This window comes from Flavobacterium aquiphilum (assembly GCF_027111335.1).
Lineage (GTDB): Bacteria > Bacteroidota > Bacteroidia > Flavobacteriales > Flavobacteriaceae > Flavobacterium > Flavobacterium aquiphilum.
The window spans coordinates 2,380,128-2,394,521 of the sequence record NZ_CP114288.1 but is presented as its reverse complement, the minus strand read 5'-3'; the positions used below and the strand labels follow the sequence as shown (position 1 = coordinate 2,394,521).

Sequence of the window (14,394 nt, the reverse complement as noted above, 5' to 3'; positions counted from 1 at the left end):
TTGTGTGTTAAAAAAATTAGGTGCAAAATTACGAAATCAATTTCAATTGCAGTTACAATTACAAAAATCAATTTCAATTACAATTTCGAAAAAATCTAACTTCTATTTTCTAACTTCTAAAGCTTATAATGATTCATCAGCATTTTTTCATATACTTTATCAGGAAGAATCCGTTTTAAAACAATAGAAAACTTTTGCATAAAAGCTCCCACTTTGTAGTGAATTTTAGGGTTTGAATTTTGGATTACAGCATAAACCGCTTCTGCCATTTCATTTGGATTACTTCCGCTGTCCACATGCTCATTCATGGTTTTCAAATTGTTCCCATAAGAAACCTCATAAGCAGAACCCCTCATTACCGGAGCATGAAAACGACCTGCCGCGATATTAGTAGCAAAATCACCCGGAGCAATGTTAGTAATTTGGATTCCAAATGATTTTACCTCCATACGCAAAGCTTCGGTTATTAACTCCAAAGCTCCTTTTGAAGCCGAATAAACACTGCGATAAGGTAATCCCATATATCCGGCAATTGATGTTATATTGATAATTAGTCCGGATTTTTGTGAACGCATTTGTGGCAAAACCGATTTCATCACTTCGATTGGACCAAAAAAATTGGTTTCAAAGTTGTTTTTGATTTCTTCCATTGGAATTTCCTCCAAAGGGCCCGTAATACCAACTCCTGCATTATTAATCACAACATCAAGCTTTCCCGAGGATGCAATTACTTTGGCGACAGCCGAATGAATGGAATCAGTATTTCTTACATCCAAAGCAATCAAAGGAAAAACCGAATTTAGAACACGCTCCGGATTTCGGCTCGTTCCATACACCACAAATCCTTTATGATGCAAAAATTCCCCAATAGATTTCCCAATTCCTGACGATGCTCCTGTAATTAATACTACTTTATCCATTATTTTGAATTATGAGTTATAAGTTTTCCAATTGCCTTTTGAAATTTGCTTTTTGCAATTGCTATGGGGTAAAAATAAAAAAATCCTCCCGAAGGAAGACCACATTTGAATAAATCTTAAAAAGAATCTGAAATAAATTCAGATTAAAAAAAAAGAAAAAATGGCAAGCGATCTACATCGCACCGCTCAACCACGTACCCTTGCTATGTTCCCATCCTGGGGGAGTCTGCAGGAGCTGGTCGTGTAGGACTTGCCGGTGCAAATATACAACCTTTTTATATTTTCGCAAGTCCTTTGCCTCTTAAAATTATCGTTGTATATTGGCTTTTTAAAAATCAAAAAACATGAAAAACTATAACTTCCTATTTTTCATTTTATTAGGAATCTCTTTAACGAATTGTGGAAACACAAAAAAAGGTGAAAATTCTATATTTACCTTCGATAATTCCAATTACAAACAACATTATGTAGCTGGAGACGCACTTTCATTAGGTATTTTAAACCCAAATTCTAAAGAAATCGACAGCATAATCTATTATGTAAACGACAAAAAAGTGGGTACCAAAAAAGGAAATGCAAAATTAGACTTCAAGTTGAATAATCTAAAATTGGGTTACCAATACCTAAAAGCTTTGGTTTATTTTGGTGGTGACAACTCTGAAGCGACCGCTAGAATAGAAATCGTTTCGAATGTGACCCCAAAATTATTAAACTACAAAATCATAAACACTTTTCCTCATGATACTGCGTCTTTCACAGAAGGATTTGAGTTTCATAATGATACTTTATGCGAAAGCACTGGACTAAAAGGAAAGTCCTATTTTAGAAAATACGATTACAAAACAGGGAAAATCTTTAAACAGATTAATTTAGACTCAATGTATTTTGGAGAAGGAATCACTTTTATAAACGGCAAATTGTTTCAATTGACCTGGCAGGAAAAAACAGGTTTTATATATGATGCCAAAACCATGAAACTAGAGAAAAAATTCACCTATGACAAGGATATTGAAGGTTGGGGAATGACAAACGATGGAAAATACATTTACCAAACTGATAAAACAGAAAAAATTTGGAAAATGGATCCTGAAACACAAAAAATGATAGACTACATCAATGTATATTCAGGAGATTCTAAAATAAAAGCCATTAATGAATTGGAATGGATCAATGGAAAAATCTATACTAACGTTTGGACTAAAGATGCGATTGCTGTTGTAAACCCAACCACAGGAGCTGTTGAAGGAATATTAAATATGTCTGGTCTTCGCAAATTTATGAAAGATATAACCCAAGATGATGTTTTAAATGGAATTGCTTACAATCCTAAAACCAAAACTATTTTTGTAACTGGTAAAAACTGGAGTAAAATGTTCGAAATTACCGTTTCTGAATAATCCGAGTAAATGACAACATTAATCGTTAACATCAAAGAGCTTTTACAAGTTCGGGAAAATTCCATTTTAAAAGTTTCAGGAGTCGAAATGGCTGTTTTACCAACAATCAAAAACGCCTTTTTGCTTTTAACAGACGATATCATTATTGATTTTGGTTCGATGGATGATTTACCTAAAATTACCGTTGATACAACAATTGACGCTGCCGGAAAAATGGTATTGCCCTCTTGGTGTGACAGTCACACACATATTGTGTATGCAGGAAATCGCGAACAAGAATTTGTTGACCGAATTAACGGAATGACCTATGAGGAAATCGCCAATCGAGGAGGCGGAATCCTAAATTCGGCAAAAAAACTGAACGAAACATCAGAAGAAGACCTTTACAACCAATCCAAAGAACGCCTTGAAGAAATAATGCTGTTAGGAACTGGGGCAGTCGAAATAAAATCAGGTTACGGACTCACGGTTGAAGGAGAACTAAAAATGCTTCGTGTCATTCAACAATTATCAAAAAACTATCCGATAACCATAAAAGCTACTTTTCTGGGAGCTCACGCCTTCCCTACTGTTTTCAAAGAAAATAAAAAAGGATATCTTGATTTAATCATTAACGAAATGCTTCCTGAAATTGCCAAAAACAAATTGGCCGATTTTGTTGATGCATTCTGCGAAACAGGCTATTTTTCGGTCGAAGAAACCGAACAAATCATGGAAGCAGGGATTCGATTTGGCTTAAAGCCAAAAATTCATGTCAATCAGTTTAATTCTATCGGCGGAATTCAGGCTGGGGTTAAATTTAACGCACTTTCTGTGGATCATCTCGAAATTATGAACCCAGAAGATATTGAAGTTTTAAAAGGAACAGAAACAATGCCTGTAGCCTTACCTTCTTGTTCTTATTTTTTAAGTATCCCTTACACACCGGCACGTGAAATGATTTCGGCAGGACTTCCTCTCGCACTTGCTACCGATTTTAATCCGGGTTCTACTCCATCGGGAAATATGAATCTTGTGGTTGCCACAGCCTGTATCAAAATGAAAATGACTCCTGAAGAAGCCATAAATGCTGCAACTATAAACGGTGCTTATGCAATGGGGATTTCTCAAACACACGGAAGCATAACCAAAGGCAAAAAAGCCAATTTAATAATTACAAAGCCTATTCCTTCTTATTATCAACTCCCTTATGCTTTTGGCAGCAATTTAATAGACAGCGTAATTCTGAATGGAAAAGTTTTAAATTAATACTTTAATCCAAAACAAAAAGAGCGACATTCTTCTGAATATCGCTCTTTTTGTTTGTGTAGTTCTAACTTCTATTATTTCAAAGTAAAATTAGTCGAAGACACCATTTGATCTTTATCAAATACATTTACAGAATATACTCCTTTTTCAAAATTTTTCCCAGGCAAATCTTGAGAAACTTGAACTGTTTTATTTTCATATTTTACGCTGGAAATAAAACTATAAGACAATTCTTTTGATCCAAAATTAACTGTTTTAGCTTCTCCTAATACGTTGTTTTTACTATCAATTACCTGCACATAATAATCTTTATCTCCTGATTTAGCAATTGAATTTTCAGCAATTGTAAAGCTAATTTTTAAAATATCAGCTCTACTAGCTTTATCTGTGGCAATTTCTTTTCCAGAGCTTCTTAATTTATAAGCAGCTGTTTGCAGGTTTAAAATTGATAATTTAGCTCCTTTTTCAACTGTTTTTGATAATTCTTCGTTTTGTCCAACTAAAACCTCATTGAATTTCTTCTGCTCACCCAAAACAGTAACAGTGCTGTCACGTTGTGTAGTCAAAGTTACATTCTGGTTTCTCAAACTTTCATTTTCTTTCATCAATTCACTCATGTGTTTTTGCATGGTTTTAACTTGACTTTTATATTTTGACAAATCACCATTTGATTTTTTTAGGTCCTCCATCAAGTTAACCACTTTGTCTCTTTCCTGAATTAATTCCTCAGACATTGATGTGTTTTCTGCGATAGCTGCGTCATAAGTTGCTTTAAGATCCTGCAAATCTTTCATAACAGATTCTTTTTCAGACCCAACTTTTACAACTTCTGCTTGTACAGTTTCAACATCAGAAGACATTTTGAAAATATAAACTAAACTACCTACTAATAAAATAGCCAAAACTGCAATTACAGCTTTAAGACTTTGATTGTTTTTTTGATTTTCCATGTTAAAATATTTTGCTTTTTTTACAAATTTAATAATATCAATAACGCAACTTCATACAATTATATTATTTTTGGGAAATATTTTTTTTATGGAAAAAATTATCACACTTACAGTAAACGATCTAGCCAAAATAACCAATCACAGAAGTGGCGAAATTAAATTTGGCGAAAAAATACTCACAATTCCAAAGAACACTGATCCTCTTGATTTTATGAAATCGAGCGAAGTCAAATTTGTCTTATTTGGCATCCCGGAAGACATTGGTATAAGGGCAAATTACGGCAGACCCGGAGCAGCATCGGCTTGGGAAAGTGCCATTCAAAGCATAGCCAATATTCAACACAATAGGTTTTCAAAAGGCAGTCAAATCATTGTTTTGGGTAAACTCAACGTAATGCAAGAAATGAAAGAAGTCGAAAATCTTGACTTCAATGATATTGATGACCGCTCCAAATTAAGTCGATTGGTGGAAAAAATCGACAAAGAAGTTTCCCATATCATCTTCAAAATCATACAATGCGGTAAAATTCCAATCGTTGTTGGCGGAGGACACAACAACGCATACGGAAACATAAAAGGTGCTGCGCTTGCCAAAGGAAAGGCCATAAATGCCGTTAATTTTGATGCGCATTCTGATTTCAGGATTCTGGAAGGACGCCACAGTGGAAACGGTTTTTCATACGCCTTTGAAGAAGGTTTCTTGAAAAAGTACTTCATTTTTGGCCTTCATGAAAATTATACTTCCAAAAGTGTTTTAGACATTATTAAGAAAATTGAAGACAGAGTTCGATACAATACTTACGACAGTGTCAATATTCGAAAAGAGAAAGACTTTACTCAGGAAATGGTAAATGCTCATGATTTTATTAAAAATGATCCTTACGGAATCGAAATTGATCTGGATGCCATTCCTAATATAGCCAGTAGTGCAATGACTTTAAGTGGATTTTCGATTGAAGAGTTACGTCAGTTCGTTTATTATTTCGGAAAAAATAAAAATGCCGCCTATTTACATATTGCTGAAGGAGCTCCAGCACTAGGTGAAGATAAAAATAACCATTTGATTGGAAAACTCATAGGTTACTTGGTTACCGATTTTATGAAAGCGCAAAATTCAATTACAGTTTAAAAACAAAGGGCAAAAGGCAAAAGGCAAAAAACAAACTTTAAATAATTAAGCCCCTAAACATTTAAACAATTAAACAATAAACCTTAAGAGCTTAGCTAAAAACTTAGAAACTCAAAAATAACACTATCTTTGCTGGCTTATCTATGTACTTAATACAAGATATTTAATATCAAAAATATGTTATTCGAAGATTTATCACTTTCAAAAAGTATACAAAGAGCCGTATTTGAAGAAGGCTACACAGAAGCAACACCTATTCAGGAACAATCCATACCTATTGTATTAGCAGGAAAAGATTTAATAGGTTGCGCTCAAACCGGAACAGGAAAAACAGCCGCTTTTGCCATACCAATTATACATCAATTACACCGTATTGTAGGATCATCCAAAAAAAAGAAAGTAATTCGTGCGCTTGTTATTACCCCTACAAGAGAATTGGCCGTTCAAATTGGGCAAAGTTTCGACACTTACGGTAAATATACCAATCTGACACAACTGACCATCTTTGGAGGTGTTTCCCAAAATCCACAAGTAGATGTTTTAAAAGAAGGTATCGATATATTGATTGCAACTCCGGGGCGTTTATTAGATTTACACAAGCAAGGTTTCATCGATTTGAACCATTTGCATACTCTAGTTCTTGATGAAGCCGATCAAATGCTGGATATGGGCTTTGTAAATGATGTCAAAAAAATTGTAAAACTTACACAAAAAAACAGACAAACCCTTTTCTTTTCTGCTACAATGCCAATAGCCATCAGAGAATTGGCAGAAATGTTTCTTACAGATCCTGAAACTGTTACGGTAACGCCTGTTTCGTCAACTGCCGAAACAGTAGAACAACGCATTTATTTTGTTGAAAAGGGAGAAAAACGAAACTTACTATACCATTTGATAAAAAATGAAAATTTATCAGATGTCCTTGTTTTCGCTAGAACAAAACATGGCGCAGACAACGTGGTAAAAGCCCTTAGAAAGAGAGAGATTCCCGCCGAAGCCATTCACGGAGATAAATCTCAAAACACCAGACAACGAGTTCTTGACGCTTTTAAGAACAAAGAAGTTGGTGTTCTTGTAGCTACAGATATTGCTGCCCGTGGTATCGATATTGACCAATTACCTTATGTAATTAACTTTGATTTACCTAATATTCCAGAAACCTACGTACACCGTATTGGAAGAACCGGCCGAGCAGGAAATGGAGGAATTGCCATTTCTTTTTGCAGTAAAGATGAAAAAGACTATTGGAAAGACATTCAAAGATTAATAAAAGTCGATGTTAAAACCATCAATGACCATCCTTATCCTTGGCATTCTGGAAGTCCGACCGATAATTCAACACCACAGAAGAATTCAAATCGAAGTGGAAGTAAAAATAAATCAAGAAAATCTGCAACATCAAAACAGAACAAAAAACGTTGGTATTAAACGTTCTTCATTTGATTCTGCAATTGTAAAAAAACACATTTTAACGTAAAGTTAAAATGTGTTTTTTTCTATCTAATATGATAAATATCAGTATTATAACTCCATATTTTAAGTAAATTTGATATAGATTTTTTTTTAACTAAAAATGTAAAAAATCATAAAAAAATTCAAATCATGGGAACCTTAATTAAAAGAGATGGATCATTTCCATCTGTTGTAAGCAAGTTGGTAAATCCTCTATTTGAAGATTTTTTCACAAGAGATATTACTGATTGGGCAGACAGAAATATCTCAGCAATTGGAGTGAATTTACCATCAGTCAATTTAAAAGAAACTGACTTAAAACTTGAAATTGAACTTGCTGCTCCAGGTTTAAAAAAAGAAGACTTTAAAATTGAAGTCGATCACAGAACCCTAATCATTTCTGCTGAAAAAGAAGAAAAAAAAGAATCCAACAAAAAAGATGATTATGTTCGAAAAGAATTTAATTACCAATCTTTCTACAGATCTTTCAGCCTTCCAGATAATGCAGATGAAAACAAAATAGAAGCCTCCTACAAAGATGGTATCCTGAATGTTACTATTGACAAAAAAAACAATGGTAAAAAGAAAGAACTAAAATCTATTACTGTCAAATAGACAATAAAATCTCAAATTAAAAAAAGCGTTGCTATCAAACAACGCTTTTTGTTTTTAAAATAAGACAATTAATGATTTTGAACAGCTGAATCGCTTCAAAAGGTTTTATAATAATATCGTTTATCCCTGATCGGATTGCTTCTTCGGAAATTTCGTTTTTATCAAAGGCTGTCAATGCAATTATTGGAGTTTCCATACCTTTTTCCCTTATTCTTCTGGAAGTTTCAAATCCATTCATCAAAGGCATATTAATATCCATCAAAATGACGTCAAATTCTTCTTTTTCCAAAATTTCCAAAGCCTTAAAACCATCATCAACCACAACACAGGAATAGTTATTCTTCTCTATAATTTTCTTAGTTATCAGCTGATTAATGCGATTGTCCTCAACAATAAGCACATTGAATACTTGGCTGGATGTCAAATCGATTTGAATATTATTAATGATTTCGATAGTTCTCACCTCATTACACTCAAAATTGATGCAAAAAGTAAAAGTCGTCCCTTTACCTATTTGACTTTCAACAGTTATCTCACTACCAAATAGTTCTAACAACCTTTTTACTATCGGTAATCCAAGACCTGTCCCCTGATAATCGACTTCTTTTCTACCTACCTGAACAAATTTGTCAAATATTTTTTCCTGATCTAAAGGCGCAATACCTATTCCGGTATCAGCAACCTTAATTTCTATGGAATGCATCTTGCCTTGTACTTCAAGCTGTTTAGCAACAATGTATACTTCCCCATTCTTGGTAAACTTCAATGCATTACTTACTAAATTCATAAGGATTTGAGCAAAGCGAAGCTTATCACCAATCAAGCTTTCCGGAATTGAAGGATCTACTTTAATATGGACATCATTGTTATTTTTTTGAGAAATAAAAGACAATGAATTCTTTATCATATAAAATTCATCAGCCAAATTAAAAGTAAAATTTTCAAGGATAATTTTATTTTCTTCAATCTTATTGATTTGTAAAATATCATTAACCAAAGACAATAAATAACGCGCTGAAAATTTTAAAGAATTTAAATGTGGACTCGAAGCAAGCTCTTTGTGCTCCTCCAGTAACAGATCAGCAATCCCGACGACTCCATACAAAGGCGTCCTTAATTCGTGACTTATAGTAGAAACAAACTGGGTTTTCAGAATAGAAGATTCCTCAGCTTTTTGATTGGCTATTATTAATTCTTTATTGGCAGCCATGAGATCGGCATTAGCTTTCAATCTAAACTTATTATTTTTTATCAGGGAATTCAGGAAAAGTAACAAAACAAAAATGGCTATTATGAAAAGTAGCACAATAATCCTTGATTTTTTTAAACTTTGATATTGCAGGACCTTTTCATTTTCAATTTTATCGATTGTCCTTTTATATTCATCCAATTCAAGATTGATTCCTTGTACATTTGCTTTTTCCAATTTCTCTTCGGCATAAATTTCATCATTGAGCTTCGTGTACAATTCTAAGTTTTCATAAGCCTTTTTATATTCTTTTCGCTTCAATAAAAACTTTGAATACTCTAAATGTGAAAAGGATAAATCTGACTTTTCATTTAGCTTTTTCCCCAATCGGATTGCTTCTTCAAAATACAATTTGGCTTGCTCGTCCTGATTCTTAAAATTGTAATACATCCCATTAAGCATGTTAAGTATCACAATAATCAAATCATTGTGATGCTTCTGATAATAGGAATTAATCATTTTTAAACTCTTTTCTCCCTCATTAAATCTTCCAATATCAAAAAAGGCCCAAGTTATATTTAAATTGGTAAAGGCCATTTGGGCAGAATCCTTTATTTTCTCACTGTATTGGAGTGCTTTTCTATAATATTGAATTCCTTTTTCGTATCTCTTTTTTTCAAAACAATAGACATTTCCAAGATTATTATTAACCCTTTGTTTTATGGTATCGTTTTGAGTAAAATTAGCGTAATTTAAAGCTTTATTGTAGTAGAAAATTGCCTTGTCAAATTCGACTAAGTCATTATAGTTAGCCGCAACATTATTATAGTTTTCAGCAATGAGGGCATTATCACGAATAGCGATCGATTTCCGTAAAGCCAATCTTGAAACCAGTAAAGATTTTTCAAAATCACCAGATTGTCGCAGTTTGGTTGCTCGTGAAGTTAATTTATGTATTTCATCCTTTATAGGCAATTTCGTTTGGCCGATTATTGTACAGCCAAAAAAATTAAACCATAAAAGAATAAATAAAACTACTCTCATTTGGGACATAAATAGTAATTACATTTCCCAAATATACATTATAATCTATTGATATATCACATTAAAACTGAGAATATTTAAAAAAATTCACACAGATATGATAAAAAAAAGCAGTTACATTAAAATTATAACTGCTTTTACCATTATAATCAAAAAAGAGCTTAAATTTCTTTTATTTATTTCATTTTTCCTTATTGTCTTCCCACTTACCAACTACCGAAGTTGCCAAAGCATTTCCTAAAACATTTGTGGCACTTCTAAACATATCACAAAAATGATCAATTGGCAATATCAAGGCAATACCTTCGATCGGTATTTTAAACATTCCACAAGTAGCGGCAACAACTACCAAACTAGCTCTCGGTACTCCAGCAATACCTTTACTGGTAAGCATTAATACAAAAAGCATTGTAAATTGAGTAGGATAATCCAAATGTATTCCGTATGCCTGTGCGATAAAAATACCCGCAAAAGTCATATACATCATACTTCCATCCAAATTAAAAGAATATCCCAACGGCAGCATAAAAGAAACGATTTTATCTTTTACTCCAAATCGTTCCAATTCTTCAGTTAATTTCGGAAAAACTGCCTCAGAACTTGTCGTACTGAAAGCAATTATTAATGGACCAACAATACGTTTCATTAATTCTTTTATTCTTTTTCCAAGGAAAAGTACTCCGACAACAAACAATACCGCCCAAAGTGTGCCAATACCAATCAAGAATGAACCGAAAAATTTGAAATAAGTAATGGCCAATTCCTGAAAATCGCGAACAGCAAAAACTCCCGCAATCGCACCAAAAACACCAATTGGAGCAAACTTCATCACATAATTAACCATTCTCAAAACAACATGTGAAGTTCTATCCAAAAAATCTGTTATTGGTTTTGCATAATCTCCAACTGAAGCGACCGATAATCCAAAGAAAATAGAAAAAATTACAATTTGTAAAATTTCATTGGTTGCCATTGCCTCAAAAAGACTTTTAGGAACAATATGCTCTATAAAATTTTCAAAAGACAAACTTTGAGTTTTTCCCGTAACATCTGAAACAGCAGACATATCAACACTTGGCAGATTCAAGCCAACTCCAGGTTGCAATAAATTCACATAAAACATCCCGATCAACAATGAAATAAATGAAGCAGTAAAAAACCACGCCAAAGCTTTCCCTCCTATTCGCCCAACTGTTTTCACATCTCCAAGCTTAGCAATTCCAACAACCAAAGTTGTAAAAACCAATGGAGCTATAATCATTTGAACCAATCTAATAAAAATAGTGGCCAACATTTTAATTTTATTGCTGAATTCCTGTGCACTTTCAGCTTCAACAGAATTGTGAACGATAACACCCAAAATGGCGCCAAAAAGCATTGCCAATAAAATCTGTCCTGTAAGACCTTTTAAAAACGATGCTTTTTCAGTGGTTTTTGTATTCATTTAATAGATTTCAAGGTTAAATCTCAGTATTTAGCTCGTTAAAATACTGAGCGGGTTTTGCAATTATTAATAGGTTTTATTCAAAAGATAAAAATCGGCCAAAACAATAGCAGCCATGGCTTCAACGATAGGCACTGCACGAGGGACAACACATGGATCGTGACGTCCTTTTCCTGTCATTTCGGTGATATTTCCTTGATTATCTAATGATTCTTGTTTTTGCATTAATGTTGCAACCGGCTTGAAAGCCACACGGAAATAAATATCCATTCCATTACTGATTCCTCCTTGAATTCCTCCTGAACGATTGGTTTGTGTAGTTCCGTCAGGATTATATAAATCATTATGTTCGCTTCCTTTCATCTTTACACCTTCAAACCCGCTTCCAAATTCAAATCCTTTTACAGCATTGATTGACAGCATTGCTTTACCTAATTCGGCGTGTAATTTATCAAATACCGGCTCTCCCAGACCAATTGGCACATTTTGGATAACACAGTTAACCGTTCCTCCAACAGTATCCCCTTCTTTACGGATTTGGCGAATATATTCTTCCATTTCTGCTGCAGCTACTTCATCAGGACAACGAACAGGATTACTTTCGATTTTAGAAAAATCCAATTCTTCGTATGGTTTATCGAGAAAAATTGGTCCTACCGAAGAAACGTATGCATTGATTTTTATTTCAGGAAGCATTTGCTTGGCAATTGCACCTGCCACTACTCTACTCGCTGTTTCACGCGCCGAACTACGACCTCCTCCTCTATAATCGCGGACTCCGTATTTTTTTTCATATACGTAATCGGCATGACTTGGTCTGTAATTGTCTTTGATATGGGAATAATCGTCTGATTTTTGATTGGTATTTGGAATGATGAATCCGATTGGTGTTCCTGTAGTTTTTCCTTCAAAAATCCCCGATAAAAACTGAACATCGTCCGGTTCTTTTCTTTGGGTAACTATCGCAGATTGACCAGGCTTTCTTCTTGACATTTCCAATTGAATTGCATCAAAATCAAGTTGGATTCCTGCAGGACAACCATCAATGATTCCGCCTAGTGCTTCACCGTGTGATTCTCCAAAAGTTGTTATTCTATATAGTGTTCCGTAACTATTTCCTGCCATTGTTTTAAAGTTTTCCGCAAATGTAAGTTTTATGAATTAAACTAAAAATTATAAACTGGTAATATTTCACAATAATTCACTTGAAAATCGATACAAATCGTATTTTTATTCACTTAAAACAGAACAATTAAAACAAAAAATCCATCTTTTGCAAATGCTTAAAAGATGGATTTTTGATAATTACTTCCAACGGTTGAAACCGTTGACTATGATTGAAACTAATTTAAAATTGATTCCAAAAAATCACAATTGCTTGCCATTAGCCCCGGTTGAAGTGGAAATCTCCCGATTTAGAAAAACAAGGCATTTTTGTCGTAGTTTTTCTTGATCGGGAATTGAAACGAAAAACGGGACCCATATTTACAAAAATTCCTTATGTTTCTGCTCCAAAAATCAGCAATCGAATTGCTACTATTTGTATTTATTAATCGCCTTGAGGTATAAATCTTCGTATAAAGGCAGAATATTTTTGATATCGAAATTTTCGGCTACATGCAAGGCATTCTTTTTAAATTTGGCAAGAACCTCATCTTCTTTTAAGATTTTCAGAGCATTCTCAGCCATTTCCTCAACTTCACCTACATCACTCAGATAACCGGAAACTCCATCAAGATTAACCTCAGGCAAACCTCCCGAATTACTTGAAATTACCGGAACTCCACAGGCCATTGCCTCAAGTGCCGCCAACCCAAAACTCTCTGTCTCCGACGGCAAAAGAAATAAATCGGTAAGGCATAAAATTCGGTCAATTTCATTACTGTTTCCAAAAAATATCACTTTATCCTGGATACCAAATTTACGGCACATTTTTTCAGCCTTTTCCTTTTCGGGGCCATCACCTACCATCATTAATTTGGCTGGAATTTTTTTCTGAATTTTATAGAATATTTTAATGATATCCGGAATACGCTTTACTTTTCTAAAATTACTGATGTGCGTAATTATTCTCTCCTCTTTATTAGCCATAACCGAACGTTGACAGGGAACCGTAGGTTCATAATCGCTTTTGTCCAATTCAATGAAATTAGGAATCACCTGAATCTCATTTTTTATGTTAAATAATTTCAGCGTATCATCTTTCAGACTTTGGGAAACCGAAGTCACATAATCTGATTTATTGATGCTAAAAGTTACGGCAGGTTTATAAAAAGGATGATTTCCAACCAACGTGATATCAGTTCCGTGAAGCGTTGTTACCATCGGGATATCGATTCCTTCGTCTTTAAGCATTTGCTTGGCCATATAACCCGCATAGGCATGAGGAATGGCATAATGCACGTGCAAAAGCTCAATTTTATGCAATTTGACCATATCGACCAATTTGCTGGAAAGTGCCAATTCATAAGGCTGAAAATGAAATAAAGGATATTCGGGAACGATTACTTCGTGGTAGTGCACATTTGGATTTAACAATGCTAAGCGTACAGGCTGACTGTAAGTTATAAAATGGATTTCGTGTCCTCTTCTTGCTAATTCGAGACCTAATTCTGTAGCAACTACACCACTTCCGCCGAATGTAGGATAACAAACAATTGCTATTTTCATATATGGGAAAAATATTTATTATAGGTCATATATGTAATCTCCTTTTTATTTAAAGATGTTTGCATTCGCAAACTTCTTCTTATTGTCGATTTCATGTATGATTTTTAAGAGGAACGAAATTAAGGAGATTCGGTATGGATTACTACAAAAAAAAGTTAAAATTTAACTTTTTAAAACCCGTTGGATGAAATTCAAATTAAATAAAAAAATGAAACACATAGACACATAGATTTGTAACTAATCACTAAAGAATAGATAGAAAATAACACTATTTTTTCACATAGATTAACTATATGAAAAGTAAAACGCCTATCAAACTCTTTTTAATCATAAAAA

11 protein-coding genes and 1 other RNA gene are annotated in these 14,394 nt (G+C 33.8%); 5 read left to right on the top strand and 7 right to left on the bottom strand.

Going from position 1 to position 14,394, the window contains the following annotated elements; all coding sequences use genetic code 11:
• Window positions 1–116 precede the first annotated feature (116 nt).
• Both OZP12_RS09990 and ffs read right to left on the bottom strand, forming a co-directional pair.
• Complete coding sequence (locus OZP12_RS09990) at window positions 117–920, bottom strand: SDR family oxidoreductase (RefSeq protein ID WP_281228944.1); 804 nt, start codon at window positions 918–920, stop codon at window positions 117–119.
• 158 nt (window positions 921–1,078) lie between these two features.
• Window positions 1,079–1,176: signal recognition particle sRNA small type (gene ffs, locus OZP12_RS09985), an RNA gene on the bottom strand.
• An 88-nt stretch (window positions 1,177–1,264) separates the two neighbouring features.
• Here ffs and OZP12_RS09980 point away from each other — a divergent pair.
• A complete protein-coding gene (locus tag OZP12_RS09980) occupies window positions 1,265–2,317 on the top strand; it encodes a glutaminyl-peptide cyclotransferase (RefSeq protein ID WP_281228943.1) in 1,053 nt (350 codons plus the stop codon).
• 9 nt (window positions 2,318–2,326) lie between these two features.
• Window positions 2,327–3,565, top strand: coding sequence for an imidazolonepropionase (hutI, locus tag OZP12_RS09975; RefSeq protein WP_281228942.1), 1,239 nt, complete (start codon window positions 2,327–2,329; stop codon window positions 3,563–3,565).
• A gap of 74 nt (window positions 3,566–3,639) precedes the next feature.
• On the opposite strand, the gene OZP12_RS09970 is transcribed toward hutI, so the two are convergent.
• A complete protein-coding gene (locus OZP12_RS09970) occupies window positions 3,640–4,515 on the bottom strand; it encodes a DUF8428 domain-containing protein (RefSeq protein WP_281228941.1) in 876 nt (291 codons plus the stop codon).
• An 88-nt stretch (window positions 4,516–4,603) separates the two neighbouring features.
• On the opposite strand from OZP12_RS09970, the gene OZP12_RS09965 reads away from it, so the two are divergent.
• From OZP12_RS09965 to OZP12_RS09955, 3 genes are all read left to right on the top strand, one after another.
• Complete coding sequence (locus OZP12_RS09965; protein WP_281228940.1) at window positions 4,604–5,644, top strand: formimidoylglutamase; 1,041 nt, start codon at window positions 4,604–4,606, stop codon at window positions 5,642–5,644.
• 177 nt (window positions 5,645–5,821) lie between these two features.
• Window positions 5,822–7,072 carry a DEAD/DEAH box helicase gene (locus OZP12_RS09960; RefSeq protein WP_281228939.1) on the top strand — a complete coding sequence of 417 codons (1,251 nt, stop codon included), beginning with the start codon at window positions 5,822–5,824 and terminating at the stop codon, window positions 7,070–7,072.
• 174 nt (window positions 7,073–7,246) lie between these two features.
• Window positions 7,247–7,711 carry an Hsp20/alpha crystallin family protein gene (locus OZP12_RS09955; protein WP_281228938.1) on the top strand — a complete coding sequence of 155 codons (465 nt, stop codon included), beginning with the start codon at window positions 7,247–7,249 and terminating at the stop codon, window positions 7,709–7,711.
• Between the two features lie 34 nt (window positions 7,712–7,745).
• Here the strand turns inward: OZP12_RS09955 and OZP12_RS09950 are convergent, their stop codons facing one another.
• The 4 genes from OZP12_RS09950 to bshA form a co-directional block, all read right to left on the bottom strand.
• Window positions 7,746–9,944, bottom strand: a complete 2,199-nt coding sequence (locus OZP12_RS09950; RefSeq protein ID WP_281228937.1) for a tetratricopeptide repeat-containing hybrid sensor histidine kinase/response regulator — start codon at window positions 9,942–9,944, stop codon at window positions 7,746–7,748.
• Between the two features lie 181 nt (window positions 9,945–10,125).
• Window positions 10,126–11,388: a dicarboxylate/amino acid:cation symporter gene (locus OZP12_RS09945; protein ID WP_281228936.1), complete on the bottom strand. Its 1,263-nt coding sequence runs from the start codon at window positions 11,386–11,388 to the stop codon at window positions 10,126–10,128.
• Window positions 11,389–11,454: 66 nt separating this feature from the next.
• Window positions 11,455–12,513: a chorismate synthase gene (gene aroC, locus OZP12_RS09940; protein WP_281228935.1), complete on the bottom strand. Its 1,059-nt coding sequence runs from the start codon at window positions 12,511–12,513 to the stop codon at window positions 11,455–11,457.
• Window positions 12,514–12,924: 411 nt separating this feature from the next.
• Window positions 12,925–14,058 carry an N-acetyl-alpha-D-glucosaminyl L-malate synthase BshA gene (gene bshA, locus OZP12_RS09935; protein ID WP_281228934.1) on the bottom strand — a complete coding sequence of 378 codons (1,134 nt, stop codon included), beginning with the start codon at window positions 14,056–14,058 and terminating at the stop codon, window positions 12,925–12,927.
• Window positions 14,059–14,394 lie beyond the last annotated feature (336 nt).

Excerpts from the sequence above, each read along its gene's own strand:
- OZP12_RS09950 (WP_281228937.1), bottom strand. The coding sequence starts at position 9,944 with ATGAGAGTAGTTTTATTTATTCTTTTATGGTTTAATTTTTTTGGCTGT.
- OZP12_RS09965 (WP_281228940.1), top strand. The coding sequence starts at position 4,604 with ATGGAAAAAATTATCACACTTACAGTAAACGATCTAGCCAAAATAACC.
- hutI (WP_281228942.1), top strand. The coding sequence starts at position 2,327 with ATGACAACATTAATCGTTAACATCAAAGAGCTTTTACAAGTTCGGGAA.
- OZP12_RS09970 (WP_281228941.1), bottom strand. The coding sequence starts at position 4,515 with ATGGAAAATCAAAAAAACAATCAAAGTCTTAAAGCTGTAATTGCAGTT.
- OZP12_RS09990 (WP_281228944.1), bottom strand. The coding sequence starts at position 920 with ATGGATAAAGTAGTATTAATTACAGGAGCATCGTCAGGAATTGGGAAA.
- bshA (WP_281228934.1), bottom strand. The coding sequence starts at position 14,058 with ATGAAAATAGCAATTGTTTGTTATCCTACATTCGGCGGAAGTGGTGTA.
- OZP12_RS09960 (WP_281228939.1), top strand. The coding sequence starts at position 5,822 with ATGTTATTCGAAGATTTATCACTTTCAAAAAGTATACAAAGAGCCGTA.
- OZP12_RS09945 (WP_281228936.1), bottom strand. The coding sequence starts at position 11,388 with ATGAATACAAAAACCACTGAAAAAGCATCGTTTTTAAAAGGTCTTACA.
- OZP12_RS09980 (WP_281228943.1), top strand. The coding sequence starts at position 1,265 with ATGAAAAACTATAACTTCCTATTTTTCATTTTATTAGGAATCTCTTTA.
- OZP12_RS09955 (WP_281228938.1), top strand. The coding sequence starts at position 7,247 with ATGGGAACCTTAATTAAAAGAGATGGATCATTTCCATCTGTTGTAAGC.
- aroC (WP_281228935.1), bottom strand. The coding sequence starts at position 12,513 with ATGGCAGGAAATAGTTACGGAACACTATATAGAATAACAACTTTTGGA.